22 protein-coding genes and 4 tRNA genes are annotated in these 19080 nt (G+C 68.3%); 9 read left to right on the plus strand and 17 right to left on the minus strand.

All coding sequences use genetic code 11. From position 1 onward, the window contains the following. Nucleotides 1-145: 145 nt before the first annotated feature. Both GPX89_RS20740 and GPX89_RS20745 read right to left on the minus strand, forming a co-directional pair. On the minus strand, nt 146-634 hold the full coding sequence (locus tag GPX89_RS20740; RefSeq protein WP_157389323.1) for a hypothetical protein: 489 nt from the start codon (nt 632-634) through the stop codon (nt 146-148). 189 nt (nt 635-823) lie between these two features. Further along, on the minus strand, nt 824-1933 hold the full coding sequence (locus tag GPX89_RS20745; protein ID WP_198347524.1) for an FAD-dependent oxidoreductase: 1110 nt from the start codon (nt 1931-1933) through the stop codon (nt 824-826). A gap of 97 nt (nt 1934-2030) precedes the next feature. Between GPX89_RS20745 and GPX89_RS20750 the strand changes: the two genes are divergently transcribed. Next, entirely contained in the window at nt 2031-2588 is a 558-nt protein-coding gene (locus GPX89_RS20750) for a TetR/AcrR family transcriptional regulator (RefSeq protein ID WP_157389325.1), read from the plus strand. 46 nt (nt 2589-2634) lie between these two features. Here the strand turns inward: GPX89_RS20750 and GPX89_RS20755 are convergent, their stop codons facing one another. From GPX89_RS20755 to GPX89_RS20775, 5 genes are all read right to left on the minus strand, one after another. Further along, on the minus strand, nt 2635-3069 hold the full coding sequence (locus GPX89_RS20755) for a hypothetical protein (RefSeq protein ID WP_157389326.1): 435 nt from the start codon (nt 3067-3069) through the stop codon (nt 2635-2637). Between the two features lie 107 nt (nt 3070-3176). Then, nucleotides 3177-3395 carry a hypothetical protein gene (locus tag GPX89_RS20760; protein WP_157389327.1) on the minus strand — a complete coding sequence of 73 codons (219 nt, stop codon included), beginning with the start codon at nt 3393-3395 and terminating at the stop codon, nt 3177-3179. Nucleotides 3396-3505: 110 nt separating this feature from the next. Further along, a tRNA-Ser gene (locus tag GPX89_RS20765) sits at nt 3506-3596 on the minus strand. A 55-nt stretch (nt 3597-3651) separates the two neighbouring features. Continuing rightward, the gene (locus GPX89_RS20770) at nt 3652-4107 is read right to left on the minus strand and encodes a nucleoside deaminase (protein ID WP_157389328.1); all 456 of its coding nucleotides are present in this window, start codon (nt 4105-4107) and stop codon (nt 3652-3654) included. Between the two features lie 26 nt (nt 4108-4133). Continuing rightward, nucleotides 4134-4673: a tRNA adenosine deaminase-associated protein gene (locus GPX89_RS20775; protein WP_157389329.1), complete on the minus strand. Its 540-nt coding sequence runs from the start codon at nt 4671-4673 to the stop codon at nt 4134-4136. Between the two features lie 58 nt (nt 4674-4731). Between GPX89_RS20775 and GPX89_RS20780 the strand changes: the two genes are divergently transcribed. Continuing rightward, nucleotides 4732-5682: a prephenate dehydrogenase gene (locus GPX89_RS20780; protein WP_157389330.1), complete on the plus strand. Its 951-nt coding sequence runs from the start codon at nt 4732-4734 to the stop codon at nt 5680-5682. Here GPX89_RS20780 and GPX89_RS20785 read toward each other — a convergent pair. Further along, a complete protein-coding gene (locus tag GPX89_RS20785) occupies nt 5679-6281 on the minus strand; it encodes a putative glycolipid-binding domain-containing protein (RefSeq protein ID WP_328602096.1) in 603 nt (200 codons plus the stop codon). The genes GPX89_RS20780 and GPX89_RS20785 overlap by 4 nt on opposite strands. Nucleotides 6282-6556: 275 nt before the next feature. Here GPX89_RS20785 and GPX89_RS20790 point away from each other — a divergent pair, with 275 nt between their 5' ends. The 4 genes from GPX89_RS20790 to GPX89_RS20805 all read left to right on the plus strand — a co-directional run bounded on the left by GPX89_RS20790 (nt 6557) and on the right by GPX89_RS20805 (nt 9812). Continuing rightward, complete coding sequence (locus GPX89_RS20790) at nt 6557-7699, plus strand: DNA cytosine methyltransferase (RefSeq protein ID WP_157389814.1); 1143 nt, start codon at nt 6557-6559, stop codon at nt 7697-7699. A gap of 70 nt (nt 7700-7769) precedes the next feature. Then, nucleotides 7770-8192 carry a very short patch repair endonuclease gene (locus GPX89_RS20795; protein ID WP_157389331.1) on the plus strand — a complete coding sequence of 141 codons (423 nt, stop codon included), beginning with the start codon at nt 7770-7772 and terminating at the stop codon, nt 8190-8192. A gap of 114 nt (nt 8193-8306) precedes the next feature. Beyond that, the gene (locus GPX89_RS20800; RefSeq protein WP_157389332.1) at nt 8307-9068 is read left to right on the plus strand and encodes a DUF998 domain-containing protein; all 762 of its coding nucleotides are present in this window, start codon (nt 8307-8309) and stop codon (nt 9066-9068) included. Between the two features lie 27 nt (nt 9069-9095). Next, entirely contained in the window at nt 9096-9812 is a 717-nt protein-coding gene (locus GPX89_RS20805; protein WP_328602097.1) for a maleylpyruvate isomerase family mycothiol-dependent enzyme, read from the plus strand. A 33-nt stretch (nt 9813-9845) separates the two neighbouring features. Here GPX89_RS20805 and GPX89_RS20810 read toward each other — a convergent pair whose 3' ends face one another. Next, complete coding sequence (locus GPX89_RS20810) at nt 9846-10745, minus strand: LysR family transcriptional regulator (RefSeq protein WP_157389334.1); 900 nt, start codon at nt 10743-10745, stop codon at nt 9846-9848. Nucleotides 10746-10841: 96 nt separating this feature from the next. Here GPX89_RS20810 and GPX89_RS20815 point away from each other — a divergent pair, with 96 nt between their 5' ends. Further along, nucleotides 10842-11927, plus strand: a complete 1086-nt coding sequence (locus GPX89_RS20815) for a quinone oxidoreductase family protein (protein ID WP_198347525.1) — start codon at nt 10842-10844, stop codon at nt 11925-11927. An 81-nt stretch (nt 11928-12008) separates the two neighbouring features. Here GPX89_RS20815 and GPX89_RS20820 read toward each other — a convergent pair. The 3 genes from GPX89_RS20820 to GPX89_RS20830 all read right to left on the minus strand — a co-directional run bounded on the left by GPX89_RS20820 (nt 12009) and on the right by GPX89_RS20830 (nt 12990). Further along, nucleotides 12009-12081: transfer RNA gene (locus tag GPX89_RS20820), tRNA-Arg, on the minus strand. 38 nt (nt 12082-12119) lie between these two features. Continuing rightward, nucleotides 12120-12209, minus strand: a tRNA-Ser gene (locus tag GPX89_RS20825). Between the two features lie 88 nt (nt 12210-12297). Continuing rightward, nucleotides 12298-12990 (minus strand): dienelactone hydrolase family protein, encoded by a 693-nt coding sequence (locus GPX89_RS20830; protein ID WP_157389335.1) that lies wholly within the window; start codon nt 12988-12990, stop codon nt 12298-12300. Nucleotides 12991-13136: 146 nt separating this feature from the next. On the opposite strand from GPX89_RS20830, the gene hisC reads away from it, so the two are divergent. Beyond that, entirely contained in the window at nt 13137-14216 is a 1080-nt protein-coding gene (hisC, locus tag GPX89_RS20835) for a histidinol-phosphate transaminase (protein WP_328602098.1), read from the plus strand. Here the strand turns inward: hisC and GPX89_RS20840 are convergent. Both GPX89_RS20840 and nicT read right to left on the minus strand, forming a co-directional pair. Beyond that, nucleotides 14213-15259 carry an alpha/beta hydrolase gene (locus GPX89_RS20840; protein ID WP_328602099.1) on the minus strand — a complete coding sequence of 349 codons (1047 nt, stop codon included), beginning with the start codon at nt 15257-15259 and terminating at the stop codon, nt 14213-14215. The two genes, hisC and GPX89_RS20840, sit on opposite strands and share 4 nt — an antisense overlap. 23 nt (nt 15260-15282) lie before the next feature. Further along, complete coding sequence (nicT, locus tag GPX89_RS20845; RefSeq protein WP_157389816.1) at nt 15283-16314, minus strand: Nickel transporter NicT; 1032 nt, start codon at nt 16312-16314, stop codon at nt 15283-15285. 173 nt (nt 16315-16487) lie between these two features. Between nicT and GPX89_RS20850 the strand changes: the two genes are divergently transcribed. Beyond that, complete coding sequence (locus GPX89_RS20850) at nt 16488-17294, plus strand: alpha/beta fold hydrolase (RefSeq protein WP_157389337.1); 807 nt, start codon at nt 16488-16490, stop codon at nt 17292-17294. Here the strand turns inward: GPX89_RS20850 and GPX89_RS20855 are convergent. From GPX89_RS20855 to GPX89_RS20865, 3 genes are all read right to left on the minus strand, one after another. Further along, the gene (locus GPX89_RS20855; RefSeq protein ID WP_157389338.1) at nt 17283-18020 is read right to left on the minus strand and encodes an MmyB family transcriptional regulator; all 738 of its coding nucleotides are present in this window, start codon (nt 18018-18020) and stop codon (nt 17283-17285) included. The two genes, GPX89_RS20850 and GPX89_RS20855, sit on opposite strands and share 12 nt — an antisense overlap. Before the next feature lie 355 nt (nt 18021-18375). Continuing rightward, nucleotides 18376-18460: transfer RNA gene (locus tag GPX89_RS20860), tRNA-Ser, on the minus strand. A 64-nt stretch (nt 18461-18524) separates the two neighbouring features. After that, the gene (locus GPX89_RS20865; protein WP_407939437.1) at nt 18525-19040 is read right to left on the minus strand and encodes a MarR family winged helix-turn-helix transcriptional regulator; all 516 of its coding nucleotides are present in this window, start codon (nt 19038-19040) and stop codon (nt 18525-18527) included. Nucleotides 19041-19080: the final 40 nt, after the last annotated feature.

Raw genomic sequence — 19080 nt, forward strand, 5'->3', positions numbered from 1 at the left:
CGGATGGGGGCCGCGCCATATTACTGCGACCCCAGCGATCCCGGTCCCCACCCGACGGATTCGAGGTTCTTCATATCAATCTCCCCTTCGTGCATGAGATGCCCCGACGATGACGTCTGCCTGTCCCGACTTCCATCACCAGGCGCTAGCCGGAGAGGGAGCTCAGCAGCGGCCCGATCACCGGAATGGAACTCGCGCTACCGGTTCCGGCTCCACCGCCGGTGGGCTGGGTGCAACTCGATCCGGCCGGAGCGGACTGCACCACGGTGACCGCCAACGGCCCAGCGAAGGGGGTGCCATAGCCGCCCTGACTGAACGGGGCCATCATGAGCTGCCACTGCCCGGCCGCGGGCGGCGTCCACTGCACGGTCACGTCCCGGCCGGCGACATACTTCACCGGGGCCGAGACGGTTGTCGACAGCCCGCTACCGGCGGACGGTGTTTCCACCAGCGCCCACTCGTTCTGAGCGGTTTCGATGGCGGGCATCTGCGCCCACAGCGCAGAGGCGTCCGCCGCGGGGAGGGTGACGGCATAGGTCGTGCCGACACAGTAGGCCGGCGAGGTCGCAATGGTCATCTGGGCCGACGCGGTCGCGGTCACGAGGGCGGTAGCCGCCCCCGCGGTCGCAACCATAACGGCCACCCTCATCGGCACAGATCCCGCAATCCCCTTGCCTGCCAGACGGATTCGAGAGTTCTTCACGTAGCTTCCCCTTCACTCTTCCGACGTCGTCACGATCAACGCCATCGCAGAAGCTACAAGACCCCACCGACAATTTGAACTGCTAACATTTCAAATGGTGGATACGGTTGACGATCCACATCAGCGCATGAAACGGGTGATGGCGTTGCGGATCGTGATGCCTGTCGAAGTGGCGGGAACCATGAGGGCGCGCGCCGCGCGGAAGCCGCGTTGCCTGGGTTCGACGAGTCGGCGGTGGCGCTGTTCGTAGGCAGAGAGGGCGGCATGCGGATGATCCGGGGTCCGGGCGAGTTCGTGAGCGAGGGTGTGCGCGCCCGCGATGGCAAGAGTGGAGCCGTCGCCGAAGAGGGACAGGGATGATCCGGCGTCACCGAGCAGACCGACGCGGCCATTGAACCACTGCGGCAAGCTGATTCGGCTCACCGAGTCGAAGTAGATGTCATCGGCGGCCTTCAGCTGATCGAGGACTTCGGCGAAGATTCCGATCGGTTCGGCGAAGGCGTCGGTCACCAGCCGCTTGTGCTGGTCGAGGTCGCGGTGATCGAAACCGGGCACCGCCCGGCTGCGGAACAAGAAGGCCGCCACGGCTTTTCCCTTGGACGGATGAACCGAGACGGCGCGGCCCGGCAGATTCAGCATCACCACCTCGCGTTCGTCGCCGAAGGCGCGGTCGACCGGCAGTGTCGCGACGTACATGCCCATGTGGCCGATGAATTCGGACTCCGCGCCGAAGGCGAGCCGCCGGACGTTCGAGTGCAGGCCGTCTGCGCCTATGACGTAGTCGTAGCACCCGGCCGCACCGTTCTCGAACGTCACGTCAACCCCCGCCGAATGCTGCGCGATCTCGGAAATCGAATCAGACCAGCGGAGTTCGGCGAAGTCCCGTGCCGCCTCGAGCAGGATCGCCGCCAAGTCGGCACGGGTGATCTCGACTTCACGAGCGCCGGCCCCGCCTTGAAAAGCGCTCAGTCGCAGCCTCGATCGCTCTCGCCCCGCCGGATCGACGAAGCTCATCCGATCTACCCGCGACGCGGCCGCCCGCACACTCGGCATCACCCCCATCCCCTCGATCACATCGACAGCGGGGCCCTTCACATCGACGGGATTCCCGCTGGATCGCTGCGCGCGGGCCCGTTCCACCACGGTCACGTCGAATCCGTTGCGCCCCAGCCAATACGCGGCGGTCGAGCCGGCGATGCCCGCTCCGGAGATCAGCACTGTCTTGCTCATCGTCATCACCTTCGATCCAAGTGGACGATTTTCGTCCACTTCCACGAAGGTACGCTAACCGGAAGAATCTCGTCCACTTTTTCCGGAGGTGAGGACAATGGCCGAGCTCAGGGCCGACGCCCGCAGCAATCGCGACCAGATCCTGGCCGCCGCCCAACTGGTCTTCCGGGAACAGGGCGTCAATGTCTCCATGAAGGACATCGCCGACGCGGCAGGCGTCGGCGTGGGCACCCTCTACCGCCGCTTCCCCGACCGCGGCGCGCTGATCTCCGCCGCCGCCCACTCCTATTTGTCGGCCCTCGCCGACCTGGCCGCCACCGCCGAACGCGAATCCATCGACGCCTTCGACGCCATTTCCCGACTCCTACGCGAGTGCGCCGAACTTCGCCTCGGCGCCCTGGCCGCCGCCGTCGAGCCCGCCCTCCACACCGACATCAAGGCCGACTCGACCCTCATCGAAGTCCGCACCTCCATTGCCGACCGCATCGCGCGCCTGACCACCCGGGCCCACGCGGAAGGCACCCTCCGCCCAGACGTCACACCTGCCGATCTCTCCCGCCTGATGACCCTCCAGATCTACGCCACCCCGGACGAGTCCTACCCCACCGCCGTGAACCGCATCCTCGACTTGCTCTTCGACGGCCTCCGCCCTTGAAAACCAGGCCCCACAACGGTTTATCTGCGTGAGGCCGCGCCAGTGATCATGGGCGGGTACGAATCCAGCGGGTGGTGGAGGGGTGGGCGGCCAGCACGATGATGGCCAGGTAGAAGGAGAAGAAGGCCAGGGGGAACACCATGTCCGCGAAGCCATGGGGCCGGTACTCGGACAAGTCCGCGAAGCCGTCGGCGAAAGCGCCCAGCACGCCGACGATCACGAAGACACGGCCGACGGTGAGGCGGCGCAGCAACAGGATGCCGCCCAGGACGAGCAAGAGGGCCGCGAGCGGGCGGTAGATCAGGTGGGTTTCGGTGCCGAGAATCGAGTCCGAAGCGAGCTGGTAGCTCGCGAGTGTGCCCAACGTGAACCACACACCGAGGCAGAGCCCGAAAATGGCGGCCAGAACCGTGGTGGCATTGTTCGGACGAGGCGCAAGCGCCGGGTAGAAGTGGCCAGGCTGGTTGTGCGGGTACGACATCGAATCCTCCTGGCTGCTCGCTCACAGGGAATCCCCTGCGCCGCATCGATCTTGGTTGGCACCTCTTAAACAAACCTTTCGACTTGGATAAGAGCCATAGCCAGGACTCACCGAGGCCCGTTAACGACCGGCGGCATCTGTGGATTCGTGCCGTCGGGCGAGACTCCGGTCGGGTGGTGGGACAGCACCCAGATGACCGCGGCGGCGGCCGCGAGGGCGACTGCGATGACTGCGTACTTCTGCCAGCGCACGGTTCCGTAGGTCTCGGGCTTACGCCAATACCACCAGATCACCACCAGCAGAACGGCAATCGCGATCCATAGCATGATGCCATGATGGAAAGCGCACCTTAACCAAGGCTTTTCATTCGATTAAGAGCTGCGCCCGGTCCAGGGAATGAGAAGGGCCCCGACCTGAATCAGGTCGGGGCCCTTCTTGGCGGTGGCGGAGGGATTTGAACCCTCGGAGGGGGGTTACCCCTCACACGCTTTCGAGGCGTGCTCCTTAGGCCGCTCGGACACGCCACCGGTGGTGACTTTACCTGAGGACCCCGAGGATTCTGAAATCGGCTGGAGAAGGGGGTCAGGGGCGCTGGGATTTGAAGAAAACGTCGAGGAGGGCGGCGCATTCGGGTTCGAGGACGCCGGCTCGGACTTGGGGGCGGTGATTGAGACGTCGGTCACGGACCACGTCCCAGAGGGAGCCGACGGCTCCCGTCTTCGGTTCCCAGGCGCCGAAGACGAGGCGACCGACGCGAGACAGCACCAAGGCTCCCGCGCACATGGTGCAGGGTTCGAGGGTGACGGCCAGGGTCGCGCCTTCGAGGCGCCAGCCGTCGCCCATCACCCGGGCCGCCGCGCGCAGGGCCAGGACCTCGGCGTGGGCGGTCGGATCGCCCAGGGCCTCACGGGCATTGGCGGCGCGGGCCAGCTCGCGGCCCTCGGCGTCGAAGACGACCGCGCCGACGGGGACGTCGCGCGGGTCGGCGGCACGCGCCGCGGCGATGGCGGCGCGCATCATCGCCTCGTCAGATCTCATCCCCTGGTCGGGGGCGAGCGAGCCGATCAACGCGGGAGCTTGTCCAGGACCGCGGAGAACTCGTTGGCGAAGCCGAGGCGCTGGGCGATCATGCCGAGCTGCTCGTCGGGGTAGAGGTCGGCCTCGGCGAGGATGACGGCGAGCACCGGCTCGGGCAGGCCGAGATCGGACAGCACGCCGAGGTCGCCCTCCTCCCAGGGCTCGATGTCGTCGATCTCGTCGGGGTCGATGTCGGGGATCTCGATATTGAGTTCCTCGAGGACATCGGCCGCGATGTCGTAGTCGATGGCGGCCGTGGCGTCCGACAGCAGGATGCGGCTGCCGGTGGGGCCCGGACGCAGGATGATGAAGAATTCGTCGTCGACGTCGAGCAGGCCGAAGACCGCGCCGGAACTTCGCAGCGCGCGCAACTCGTGCTCGGCCGCGGACAGACTGGACAGTGCCGCCTCGCTCAGGGGCGTCACTTTCCAGTTGGCTTCCTCGCGGACAACCGCCACTGCGAACCCTTCCACGTCGTCGAACTCATCCGACGCCGCCCTGTTCGTGCTCGAGCGCTGTGCTGCCATGGGCGCAACGGTAGTCCGCTTCGGGGGAAATGTTGAAGTCGTATGCGAATCTGATCGCATGACGGGCTCTCCGAAACCAGCTGTGTGCGTCCTGGGTACCGGTTTGATCGGCGGATCGGTGCTGCGCGCCGCCGCCGCGGCCGGGTACGAGGCGTTCGGCTACAACCGCTCCGAGGTCGGCTCGAAGGCCGCCCGCATGGACGGATACGACGTGATCAGCGATGTGGAGGCGGTGCTCACCCGGGCCGCGGAACGGGACGCGCTGATCGTGATCGGTGTGCCCATGACCGCCATCGACGCCGTGTTGTCGGATGTGAAGACCTTCGCGCCCGATTGTGTGCTCACCGATGTGGTGAGCGTGAAGGCCCCGGTCGCCGCGGCCGTGCAGCGCCACGAACTGGGGGCGCGCTACATCGGCGGGCACCCCATGGCGGGGACCAGCGAATCCGGTTGGGCGGCATCGGCTCCCGACCTGTTCAAGAACGCGGCCTGGGCGGTCAGCGTGGATCCCGGCGTACACGCCGACCCCTTCCGGCGTGTCGTGCGGCTGGCGCTGGACTGCGGCGCGGTGGTGGTGCCGGTGCTGGCGGTGGAACATGACCGCGCGGTCGCCCGCATCTCGCACCTACCCCACGTCCTGGCGGAGGCCCTCGCCATCGAGGGCACCAACGGCGGTCCGCTGGCCCTCGGCCTGGCGGCGGGCTCCTTCCGCGACGGCACCCGGGTCGCGGCCACCGCCCCCGACCTGGTCCGGGCCATCTGCGAACCGAACGCCGCCGCGCTGCTGGACGTGCTCGACGACACCCTCGAGGTCCTCACCCAGGCCCGCGACAGCCTGCGCGCGAACGGCACCATCACCGAACTGGTGGAGGCCGGGCACGACGCCCGCACGGACTTCGACGACAACGAGCGCTGGTTCATCACCGATGTCACCCCGGGCGAGCACAACTGGCTGACCAAGTACATCGACGCCGGCCGCGCGGGGGGCGTGATCAACTCCCTGGACTAGATCCGTTCGGCCAGGCCCGGGTAGTCGAGCAGGAAGCCGTCCTCGTCGACGGTGACGGTCGCGCTGGAGACGGGCGAGAGCACGTGGATGCCGTCGGGGCCGCTGCTGTAGGTGAGGCTGGCTTCCTGCACGAGGAGGTCGGGCAGGCGCACGTAGACGACGGGGACCTGGACGTCCTCGTTCGTGTGCGCCAGCCCGTAGCGGCGGATGGGGAGGGTGTTGAAGAACGGGCTCAGCACCACGTCCACATCCAGCGCGCCGCCGAAGGTGGAGCGCACGTGGGTGTTTCCGGCGTCGATGAGCCAGTAGTTCTCCTCGTCGCGGGCGATCGAGGCGTGGCGTTCGCCGGTGGCGAGGGTGCTGCGCAGCGAGAGCCGCTTGGTGACCCCGGATTCGTCGGTGACCAGGTCGTAGGAGGCGCTGAAGGCGGGATGGTCCTCGCAGTCGCCGGCGATGATGCGGCCCGCAGCGCGAATCCGGTTGCCGCTCAATACCACCCGCACCGATTCCATCCGCGATGCGTTGTGCGCCCGCCAGGTGAGAATGGCCGGCCACCGCGGCGCACCCGGCTTGGCTTCCTCACTCCCGTTATCCGTCACGCCTATAACCGTAGTTGCAGGTGTCCGCGCACCCGTGCTCCCCGGCCGGTATCACTCCGTGCGCGCGACATCGTGATCAACATGCAATGGTGCGGGCCGCTTCTCGGCGTTTGCCCACGCCATCGCCTGCTGATCGAGCGTCCTGGTGATAGCCGCAGGCTCTGGAACGGGGCTGTGGAACGGTGTTGATCACGATGCGGCCGGGGGGACTCGAGTAACCTGCTCTGGGCACGGGGGACTCCGGGGTGAAAGGGACTGTTGTGACGGGCGCGCGGATGGTCGGCCTGTTCGCCGGCATCGGCGGACTGGAACTCGGGCTGGCGGCGCACGGGTGGCGCAGTGAACTGCTGTGCGAGATCGACTCGGGGGCGCAGGCGGTACTGCGGGCGCACTTCCCGGACGTGCCACTGCATTCCGATGTGACCAAGCTGCGCGCGCTGCCGTCGGGGACCGAGCTGGTGGCGGCCGGATTCCCCTGCCAGGACCTGTCGCAGGCCGGGCGGACCGCCGGAATCACCGGGCCCCGTTCGGGTTTGGTGGACGAGGTGTTCCGGCTGGTCAAGCGCAAGAAGGGGCCGCGCTGGCTGCTCATCGAGAATGTGCCGTTCATGCTGCAACTGGGCAGCGGCGCAGCCATGCGCCACATCACCGACGCGCTCAGCGAACTCGGCTACACCTGGGCCTACCGGGTGGTGGACGCGCGCGCGTTCGGGCTGCCGCAGCGGCGCGAGCGGGTGCTGATGCTGGCCTCGCGCACCGAGGATCCGCGGCCGATCCTGTTCGGGACGGACGCGGGCCCGCGCGAGATGGGCGATCCGTCGAATCACCCGTGCGGCTTCTACTGGACCGAGGGCAATCGCGGGCTGGGCTGGGCGGTGAACGCGGTGCCGACACTGAAGGGCGGTTCGGGCCTCGGCATCGCGAGCCCGCCCGCCGTGCGGCTGCCGTCGGGTGAACTGGTGACGCCGGGCATCACCGACGGCGAACGCCTGCAGGGTTTCGATCGGGATTGGACCACACCGGCTTTGACGGTTCCGGGCATCCGGCACGGGCATCGCTGGAAGCTGGTCGGCAATGCGGTGAGTGTGCGCATGGCGTCCTGGATCGCCGAGCGCGTCACCAACCCGTCCGATGATCCGGTCCCGGACGGCGAACCGCTGACCCGCCGCAGCTGGCCCACGGCCGCGTGGGGACATCGCGGGACGGTACAGCGGGTTCCGGTGTCCACCTGGCCCGTTCACGCGCCCTACGAGGACCTGCGCTGGTTCCTCGACGATTCGCGGCTGCTGTCGGCCCGGGCGACCGCGGGCTTCCTGCGCCGCACGGCCATGGGCTCGCTGCGTTTCCCCGAGGGCTTCCTCGACGATGTGGAGAACCATCTCGAGCGGATGGGAGGCACGCCGCGCGAGGCGGCGTGACGGACTGTGCGGGATCTTGCCGGCCGTGCGGGATCTTGCCGGCCGTGCGGTGCGCGGCGAGGATGGCCGGATGTCGACAACGCGGCGGCCGGGTACCGATGCGGCGACCAGCGCCCGCATGGCCAAGCAGCGCCGGGTGGATACGAAACCGGAACTCGAGCTGCGCCGGGAATTGCATCGCCGGGGAAAACGGTTCTTTGTGGACAAGGCTCCGCTGCCCGGTCTGCGTCGGCGAGCCGACCTGGTGTTTCCCCGGCGAAAGGTGGCTGTCTATGTGGACGGATGCTTCTGGCACAGCTGCCCCGAGCACGCGACACACCCGAAGAACAACGCCGAGTGGTGGGAGCGGAAGCTGGCGGGGAATGTGGCGCGGGATCGGGATACCGATACCCGGCTGACGGCGGCCGGATGGGCGGTCGTGCGGGTGTGGGAACACGAAAGCGCGGAAGCGGCGGCCGACCGGGTGATGCGGGTACTGGCACGCGGGGCGTGACGACCATGTTTCCGAATGGGAGACAATGGTCCTACGACCGGACGACCAGTCCGACAAAACAGACTGCGGGCAGGCAGTACGAGTAAGCGAGGCCAGGCGAAAGCGAGCGCGGTGATGCCAACCGAGCAAAAACTAGCCGAGGCGGCTCCGAGCAAAGTAGCTCAGCAGCCGCGATGGCGTCGGGCGCTCCGCTGGTTCATCGCGATCTTGATCGCCGTCGCCGGATTCGGCTACTCGTCCTGGGTCCTCGAATTCATCCTCCCCATCCAGAGCAATCCCACCAACACCTTCCTCAGCCAGCTGGCCGAGAAGGGCGCACCCTTCCGATGGGTGTTCACCACCGGCGACACCGTGTCCGGTTCGCTGCTGGTGCTGGCGGGACTGGGCGGGCTGCTGCTGTTCTCGCGGCGGCGCTACTCGACCATCGGCTGGGTGGCGCTGACCTGCTTCGGCGCGGCCACCATCGCCGACGCGCAGTGGCCGATCGTGCCGGACGATCCGGACGGGCCCAAGCGCTATGTGGATACCGGCCTGTTCCCGCAGCTGCACCAGATTCACGCGCTGACCAGCACTTTGGCCGTGTTCTCCATCTATATCGCGATGATCGCCTTCACCGTGGCGGCCTTCAAGTACCGGCGCTGGCCGATCCTGCGGCACACCGGATTGTGGATTCTGATCGTCGGTTCCGCGGTGACGGCGTGGATGCTGATCGCCGACAACCTGCCCGGCAACTACGGCCTGGGCATCGCCCAGCGCATCCAGGTCGGGGCCATGTCGCTGTGGCTGGTGGCGCTGGCGGTGCAAATCGTTGTCGCCGAACGGGATTCCGGCATTCCGGCCGCGCACCGGCGCACCGCGGCGTCGTCCGGCCGCTGACCGTCCGCACCCACTATGGTCGGAAATGTGACCAGCGACGCCTCGCAACTCGCCGACACCAACGCCCAGCTCGACACCGTCGCCGCCGCCACCGCGCGGCTGCTGCCCGCGGTGGCCGCCCTGACCGAGGCCGACCTGGTCGAGCCCTCCCTGCTGCCCGGCTGGACCCGCGGCCACGTCCTGGCCCACCTGTCCCGCAATGCCGACAGCCTGGTCAATCTGCTGCTGTGGGCCCGCACCGGGATCGAAACCCCGCAGTACGCGAGCCAGTTCCTGCGGGAGGCCGATATCGAGGCGGGTGCGCCCCGGCCGCTGCGCGAACAGCTCGAGGACCTCACCGCCTCGCACGAACGCTGGCTGGCGCTGGCCCGCGTCATGCCCGCCGACCGCTGGCCCACCCTGGTCCGTAACCGCAAGGGCGGCGAGATGCCCGCCACCCGCGTCCCGTGGATGCGGCTGGTCGAGGTGGAGATCCACCACGTCGACCTCGATATCGGCTACGCCCCGGCCGACTGGTCCCCGGAGTTCGTGGCCCGTCTGCTGCCGCAGTGCGTCACCGAGACCGAACCCGCCGACGGCACCGGCTTCACCGTGCACGCCACCGACACCGGCTACACCGGCACGGTCGGCACGCCCGCCACCACCATCAGCGGCCCCGCCGCCGACCTGGCCGCCTGGCTCATCGGCCGCTCCCCCGGCACCGACCTCACCGGCGACCTTCCCACCCTCGGCGCCTGGAAATAGCCCCCGCGGGCCGGGTTGTTCGGTGCGTGGTCGTCACGATCCGGATGTCGAGGTGATCGCCCGGGTGACCGCGGTGATCGCGGGGGTGGCCGGGCCGGGGAGCCGGGCCACGAGGATTCGGCGGGATTCCGGCGGCGCACCCTGGACTCGGAGAGCGATCACACCGGGCGGGAAGATCGGCGACAGGCTTCCCGGAACCGTGGTGACGCCGAAACCGCCTGCTACCAAGTGCAGTTTCGTCAGCCAGTCGCGGGCGCTGTGGACGATGCGTGCTCGTCCCGGCAGCCCCGGCCATACACCGAGCAGTGGCTCCGCGCTGGAGGACGGGGTCGCTATCCAGGGGGCGTCGACGAGTTCGTCGACCTGCACCGAGGTACGGCCCGCGAAAATGCCGGTGGCCGAAGCCGCCACGACCAACTCGGTGTCCTGAATCGTCGTGAGGTGCAGACGCGGGGACTCGCCGTCCGGCGGCCGATGCGGTGGACGCGAGGACAGGACGGCCAGATCGATCGCGCCGGTGCGCAATGCCCGGGTCAGTCCGGGGGTCGTGCCTTCCCTGGTGGTGACCCGGACCTGCGGCGCGACCGTGGCGAGCCGGGCGAGCGCGGCGGGCAGGATCACCGGCCCGGCGCTGAGGAACAAACCCAGCCGCACCTCCTCGGCCCGGGGAGTCTCGCCGTTCAGATCGCGTTCGGCGGCGTCGACCGACTCCAGAATCGTTCGCGCATAACGCAATAGCGTGAGGCCGGGCCCGGTGAGCCGGACCCCGTCGGGACGCCGTTCGAACAGCGTTGCCCCGGCGCTGCGTTCGAGGGCGAGCGCCTGACGCGAGATCGCCGACTGCGTGTAGCCCAGGCGCGCGGCGGCCGCCGTGAAGCTGCCCGATTCGGCGATCTGACAGAGCACTCGCAGATTCGCGCTCGAAACGTCCATGCCGACTACGCATACCAGAGATGCCTGATCGTCGCTTCCCGCATGACGCGTGCCTGCTTAGCGTGGGGGAAGACGAGACGACGGAAAGGCTTTCCCATGCGTGCGGCGACACTGACCGACTTCGGCAAACCGCTGACCGTGCACGATGTGCCCGACCCCGAAGCCGGCGGCGGTGAGGTGCTGGTCGAGGTCCTGGCGACCTGTGTACTCCCGTATTCGGCCGAGATTTTCAGCGGCGAACGACGCTACCCACTGGAGCCGCCGGTCGTGCCGGGCGTCGGCGGTATCGGCCGCATAGCGCGCATCGGTCCGGACGCGACCAAGCTCCGCGTCGGCGATCTGGTGTGGTGCGATGCGACGGTCCGGGCCCGCGACGACGCCCTGACACCGGATATCACGCTGCAGGGCTGGAGTTCTCGCGGTGAGGGCGGTGCCCGGCTGGCCCGGTACCTGCACGACGGCCCCTTCGCGGAACTGATGCGCGTCCCCACCGAGAACGTCTATCCGCTGCCCGCCGCGGCGGCCGCCGATCCCGCCCGATGGTCCAGCATGACCGTGTACGCCGTCCCCTACGGCGGCTTGCTGGCCGGCGGGCTCGAGGCCGGGGAGACCGTGCTGATCAGCGGCGCGACCGGCAATTTCGGCAGCAGCGCGGTGGCGATCGCCCTCGCCATGGGAGCCGGGCGGGTGGTGGCCCCCGGTCGTAATCGGTCGGTCCTGGACCTGCTCGCCGACCGTTTCGGCCCCCGGCTGTGCCCGGTCGAACTCAGCGGCGACGAGGAGACCGACCGCCTCGCCATGACCACGGCGGCCGACGGCCCGATCGACCTGGTCCTCGATCTCCTGCCGCCCCAAGCGCCCAGCTCGGCCACCCGCGCGGCGGCCATGACCGTCCGCGAATACGGCCGGGTCGTCCTGATGGGCGGTGTCGGCATGCTCGGCGGCCCGGATCTCGCCCTCCCCTACCCCTGGATCATGCGCAATTCGGTGACCGTCCGCGGCCAGTGGATGTTCTCCCGCACCGCGAACGTGGGCCTGATCCGCCTCATCGCCTCGGGCACCCTCGACCTCACCCGCGACCACCTCACCCGCTTCGACCTCGACGAGGTCAACGACGCGATCGCCCACGCCGCAACCCACGGCGGCCCCTTCGACCGCACCATCCTCACACCGAACCCCTGAAAGCCCGGCCGCCCCCGAACACCGGCACAACCACGAAAACGCCAGTGGCCCCACACCATTCGGTGTGGGGCCACTGTATTGCGCGCCCGGAGAGACTCGAACTCCCAACCTTCTGATCCGTAGTCAGATGCTCTATCCGTTGAGCTACGGGCGCAAGATTATTCAAATGTGGTCACTCGGCGTACCGAGTGGTGGCGGAGGCGAGAGGATTTGAACCTCCGGTCCCCGTGAAGGGACAACTCATTAGCAGTGAGTCCCATTCGGCCGCTCTGGCACGCCTCCTGGTGCCCCTCTTCGAGGGCGCCGGTTCCTTTCGAACCGCCGGGACAGAAGATTACACAGCGGGTGACCAATAGGCCAAATCGGCTGGTCAGCGTAGGTGCGAGTCGAACCATTCGTAGATGCGGGTCTGGGCGTCGAGGACGGAGACGTCGTCCAGGGCGGAGGGGTCGAAGCCGGGATGGTCGGGGCGGTGGTGCAGACCGGGGTAGGTGACGACGAGGGTGGCGACATCGGCGCGGGCGCAGGCGTCGCGGAGGCGGTCCACCTCGTCGGGCGGGGTGAGCGGGTCGTCCTCGCCGAAGAGGCCGAGCCAGGGGGCCTTGAAATCGGGGGCGGCGGCGAGCAGGGCCACGGCCTGCGGGGTGAGGGGTGCGCCGATGCCGGGGGCCGCGACGCTGACGGCCGCGCCGATGCGGCGATTGGTGGCGACCAGGGCCGCGGCGGTGCCGGCCGAGTCGAACCCGAGCACGCCGATGCAGTCACGGAACACGCCGTGCGCGGTGAGCCAGTCGAAGCAGGCGTCGAAGTCGGCGAACAGGTCCTCGCCGAAGACGCGGTCGGGAGTGCTGCCGTTGGCGGGTCGATGGAAGAGATCCGGGGCCAGGACGGTCCAGCCGTCGGCGGCGAGCGCGTGCATGAGTTCCAGCAATGGCTCGGTGAATTCGCGTGATTCGTGCAACACCACAATGCCGCCGCGGGCATGACCCTCGGGTTCGAGCACCGTGAGCGGGACCGTGCTCGTGTCGTGCACAGGGGCGTGTTCTCGATAGATGCCCGACATAGGGCCACTGTAGTTGCGCTAGGTAAAAACGGGATAAATCTTTCCCGGGGTCGGATATTCCGGAGATATTCCGGCTGAGCGGCATTCGAGCAAACCGGGTGGCACCGCGAGTCGGCCACTCGGGGGGCGGGACATAGGGTGGAGGGGTGAGTGCGCACATTCGCCCGGACCTCGATGCCATCCCCGCGTACGTCGCCGGAAAGACCCACCCCGGCGCGGTGAAGCTGGCCAGCAACGAGACCACCTTCCCGCCGCTGCCGTCGGTGGCCAAGGCCATCGCCGAGGCGGTCGAGCTGTCCAACCGGTACCCGGACAACCACGCGATCGAATTGCGCGGCGCCATCGCGGATTTCCTGGGCGTGGAGCTCGAGAACGTGGCCGCCGGCTGCGGCAGCGTGGCGCTGTGCCAGGAGCTGGTGCAGATCACCTGCCGCAACCCCGAGGACGAGGTGCTCTTCGCGTGGCGCTCGTTCGAGGCGTACCCGATCGTGACGCAGGTCGCGGGGGCCAAGGCGGTGCAAGTACCGCTGGACGGTGAATTCGCCCACGATCTGGATGCTTTGGCGGCGGCCATCACCCCGAACACCCGGGTGGTGTTCGTGTGCAACCCGAACAACCCGACCGGCACGGCGCGCGGCAAGGCCGAGATCGTCGAGTTTCTCGACAAGGTGCCGAGCGATGTCCTGGTGGTGCTGGACGAGGCGTACTTCGAGTACCTGCGCATTCCCGCCGAGGACTTCCCCAATGGCGTCGAGCTGGGCCGCACCCGCCCGAATGTGCTGGTGCTGCGCACGTTTTCGAAGGCGTACGGACTGGCGGGCCTGCGCGTCGGGTACGCGGTCGGCGCGCCCGAGGTGATCACGGCGCTGATGAAGGTGCACATCCCGTTCAGCGTGAGCCGGGTGGCGCAGGCCGCGGCCATCGCCTCGCTGGAGGCCCGGCACGAGCTGCTCGAGCGCACCGATGCCGTTGTGGCCGAACGTGATCGCATGCGCGCGGCGCTGCTGGCGGCGGGCTACCGGGTGCCGGTGAGCCACTCCAACTTCGTGTGGCTGCCACTGGGCGACCGCAGCGCCGAATACGGTGCGGCCAGTACCGAAGCCGGGGTCATCATCCGCCCCTACGGCACCGACGGCGTGCGCGTCACCGCGGGCGACCCGCACGAGAACGACGCCTTCCTGCGCTTCGCCACCGACCCGGAGACCATCGCGCGGTTCTTGGGCTAGCCGAGACCGAGCCCCGCGGCCATGGTCGGCCACGAGCGGGGCAGTTCGTCGGCCCAGTAGGGCCAGGAGTGCGTGCCGACCGGGCGGCGGTTCACCGTCGCCGGGATGCCCAATTGCGTGAGCCGGTCGGCCAATTGGCGGGTGCACATATCGGCCCCGGCCTCGATCGGGCCGCCGAAGAGCACCGCGTTGCGCAGATCCGGATTGCCCGGGGCCTCGTGCTCGCCGGGGACGCCGCTACCGGAGGACAGGTAGATGGCCTTGCCGCGCAGCGCTTCCGCGTGGGCGACCACATCGTGCGCGGCCCACTGCGGATTGTCGGAGGGCCCGAACATATTGTCCGGATCGCCGCCGAAGGTGCCGACCACCGCGCGGGCCTGAGCCTGACCGAAGTCGGAACTCATTGCGTAGCAGCCGCTGTGGGCCGCCACGGCGCGATACAGGCCCGGATTGCGGGTGGCCAGCATCATGGCGGCCTCCGCGCCCATGGAGACGCCCTCGAGGCCGTTGCTGCCGTCCCCGCCGAAGCTGGCGTCGATGAGCGGGGGCAGTTCGCGGGTGAGGAAGGTTTCCCAGCGATTGGTGCCGAGCTTGGGGTCGCTGCGCAGCCAGTCGGTGTAGTAGCTGGCGGGGCCGCCGAGGGTGAACACCACGTTCACGGTCTTGTCGGCGAAGAAGCGGAGCGCGTCGCCGCGGGCGGTCCAGTTGTTGACATCGGGTGCGGCGCTGCGGCCGTCGAGCATGTAGACGGTGGGGCGGGGTGCGTCGTGCCGCGCGGGCAGCAGCACTTGGATCCGGACCGTGCGGCCCATGGCCGGGGAGGCGACGAAGACGTCGAAGAGGTTGCCGCCGAGTGGTTCCACCCGCTCGACCCGGGCCTGCCCGGGATGGACCGGGTCCACACCGGGCGGGGATTCCTCGTTGGAGCCGGTCTCGACGGGTGGATCGGTCAGGGCGAGTGGGGCTTCCGCGATCGCCGACCCGGCCACGAGGATGGCGCCGGCGAGGGCACCGAGAAGGCGAAACGCTCTGCGTCTGACCACCCAGCCACAATTACCAGAAACGGTCAATCAGCGGCGATATCACGTTCCCAGCGCGTCTCGATATCGGTGAAACGCCACACCGCCAGCGCCAGTGCCCAGGTGAGCACGAACAGCCCGACGATGAGGTAGCCGAGTCCGCCCAGGTCCAGGTTGCCGAGCCAGGCCACGAAACCGGATGAGATGTCCAGCTTTTCGACGAGGATCGAGACGATCTCCTGCACGCCGATCAGCAGCGCCACCGCCACCGACAGCCCGGTGATCACCAGGTTGTAGTAGATCTTGCGGACCGGGCGCGCGAACGCCCAGTCGTAGGCGTAGCTCATGAACGCGCCGTCGAGCGCGTCGAACAGCGCCATGCCCGCCGAAAACAGCAGCGGCAGCACCAGAATCGTGTACCAGGGCAGTCCGGTGGCGGCCGCGCCGCCCGCGATCACCAGCAGGCCGACCTCGGTGACGGTGTCGAAGCCGAGTCCGAACAGCAGGCCCACCGGGTACATCTGCCAGGGTTCGCGCACCAGTCTCATGACCGGGCCGAGTACTCGGTTGAGCAGGCCGCGGTCCGCGAGCGCCCGTTCCAGCGACGCCTCGTCGAAGTCGCCGCCGCGCATGCGCCGGTACACGCGCCAAATGCCGATCAGCGAAACCAGATTCAGCAGGCCGATGGCGATCAGGAAGGCGCCCGAGACACCGGTCCCCCACAGCCCGGTCCACTTGTGCAGGCCCGACCCCTCGTCCTCGATCGACCCGGCCAGCGCGCGCACGCCGAGGGCGAGCAGCGCGACCATCACGAACACGATGCTCGAATGCCCGAGCGCGAACCAGAGTCCGACGGTGCGCGATCCGGCACGGCCGTTCTCGGCCACCAGTTTTCGCGTGGTGTTGTCGATGGCGGCGATGTGATCGGCGTCGAAGGCGTGCCGTGCGCCGAGCGTGTAGGCGGTGATGCCCAGTCCGACCCCGAAGACCGAGCCCTGCACCTCGTATCGGCCGGGCACCACGACCAGCAGCAGGACACCCCAGCCCAGCAGGTGGAGGGCGAGAACGGCCAGACCCATACCGATCCAACCGCGCAAGCGAACACCTCATCATCGATAGAAACGGCGAAGCGGAGGGGAGTCTAGCGGCGGGCTCGACACGCGACCAACTAGAACGTGTTCCTGTTAATGTCGGGCGAGCGCTTCGGATCCGCACCGGCGCAGTCGAAGACCTACCCAGGGAGGGTGCCCCCGTGCCATATGTGACGACCGAAGACGGCGCGCAGATCCACTACCGCGACACCGGAGGCGACGGCCCCGTCGTGCTGATGCTGCACGGGTTCTTCATGGACTCGGTGATGTGGGAGCCGCAGGAGAAGTCTCTCGCGCCGCACTACCGCTTGATCTCGATCGATCAGCGCGGACACGGTGGCACCACCGACAACGGCGACCCGTTCGACCATTGGCGGCTGGCTTGGGACGCGTGGGCCGTGGTCGATCACCTCGGCATCGACAAGGTCGCGATCATCGGGCAGTTCCAGGGCGGCTGGATCGGCATGCGCATGGCGCTGCAGCACCCCTCGCGGGTACGCGCGCTCGCGCTCATCGGTTCCCGCGCCGATGCCTACGATCCGTACGAGTACGCCGGATACAAGCAGATCATCATGGATCAGTGGATCCTCGGCGACGGGCCGCTCTGGGAACTCGCCAAGCCGATCGTCGTGCAAATGGTCGGCGGCACCCGCGAGCAGCACGAGTTCTGGCTCGACCGCTGGCTCGCGGATGATCGCCGCCGCCTCGAACAGGCCGGCTGGGCGCTGCTGGACCGCGAGGGAATCGAGCCGCTGCTCGCGGACATCACGGTTCCCGTGCTGGTGATGCACGGCATCTCCGATCCGGTGTACAACCGCGACCACCAGGAGAAGCTGGCCGCGTTGTTCGGCGGCCCGACGCGGGTGGAGACGATTCAAGCCATCGGCGCGAATCACTCCCCCAGCTTCTCGCATCCCGAGCTGACCGACCCGATCCTGCGCGACTGGCTCGACGGCCTACCCGCCTGACTCCGCCTGCTCTGCCCCGGCCGGAAACCCGACGACGATCACGCCGGAGTCCGAGGTCGGATAGAACGCCTCTCGGAGCGTGATCCGCGATTCGGTGGCCGGGGACCAGATGCGCCGCACCCGGGCGGACCGGCCTGCGACATGGACGACTCCGGTATTCCAGATCCGCCGGAATTCGGGATGGTCGCTCAGCGCCTGGATCATCTCGACCGTGTGCCCCTGCCCGCGCTCGAGCACGGCCCGGTGCCGCATGACGCCGACCAGGAAGGTCGCCTCGTCCCGCCAGTCCGGCAGTACCAATTTCGCGCGCGGATCGCCGAACATCCACTGCGGCAAGGATTCCGCCGCCATCAGGCCCGGCATGAGCCGACGATGAGCGTCGTTCGCGATCCGGACCCGCCAATCCTGGATCCAGGCCGCCGGCGTCGGATCCAGGGCCGAGACCAGCATGGCGACGTCGTCCGGGCTGCCACCGGCGAAGGATCGGCCCGGCCGGCCCGCGAGCGCCCACCAGTGCGCGCGTTCCTCGCCGGTCGCGCACAGCACATTCGCCAGGCTCTCCAGGGTGTCCTCCCGGAAATCCGCGGCGGAGTTCTGCTCGATCTTCCGCAACGTGGACACACCGACCTTGGCCTCGTCGGCAGCCTTCGGCTGTGTCCAGCCCTGCCGGTCACGCAGTTGTCTGGCGTATGCGCCCAGCGTTGGCATCAAGATCTCGGCAGTCACTCGGCAACCTTCCTTCTACTCGCGAATCCCACTATCAGGAGTAGCCGATAAACCGCTACTCGGTAAGTGGGTAGTCGAAAAAGGCTGCGGCGCTTGTGGATCGGACAAAACCGGTGTTTTGATATTGATCACGCATCTGACCAGCCGATGCGGACTCGGTGGACGGGCCGAAGGGGGGCCCGTTCACTCGATGGGGCCGAAGGCCGAGAGGGAGCGGCGACCGGCGAAAGCGGTCGGCGGGTGCCGATCGAGGTCCGTGAACGAAGGTTCGGAGCCCGGCGTCACCGCTTCGAGCTACCACCGGGAAACTGGTGGACGAGGATCCGAAAACCCTTGCCCACCAGCATCATCACAGCGGAAGCGGAGGGATTTGAACCCCCGGTTGCTTTCACAACGCTCGCTTTCAAGGCGAGTGCATTCGGCCGCTCTGCCACGCTTCCAGGCAGCTGATCGTAACTGATGGCGCGTGCGGTCTGCCTCCCACTTCCGATTGGCGGGCGCGGATCAATCCAGTTCGGCATCCGCGCGGGTGACGGCGCGGTGGTCGGCGGCCAGGTTCACCAGGTCCAGGGCGGCCGCGACGGCGGCCAGCTGCTGGGGTGTGAGCAGGTCCACGAAGAAGCGGCGCACCGCGGCGACGTGGCCGGGGGCGGCGGCGCGTAGTCGGCGCAGGCCCTCGTCGGTGAGCTGGGCCAGCACGCCGCGGCCGTCGTCCTCGGCGGCGACGCGGCGGACCATCCGCTGGGATTCCATGCGCCGGATCTGGTGGGTGAGGCGGCTGCGGGAAGAGAGCACGCCGTCGGCGAGGTCGCTCATGCGCAGCGAACGGCCGGGCGCCTCGGAGAGCTTCACCAGGATTCGATAGTCGGCGAAGGAGAGCTGGGAGTCCTGCTGGAGCTGGCGGTTGAGGTCGGCCATGAGGCGCTGGCTGCCGTCCATGTAGGCCCGCCAGGCCCGCTGCTGTTCCGGGGTGAGCCATCTCGGTTCGGCCGCGCCCCGGCCGTCGGTGTCGACGACCACTCGCTCATTGCTGTGACGGCGGTTGATCGCCCCTCCTCGA

Source organism: Nocardia terrae (assembly GCF_009760405.1).
GTDB lineage: Bacteria > Actinomycetota > Actinomycetes > Mycobacteriales > Mycobacteriaceae > Nocardia > Nocardia terrae.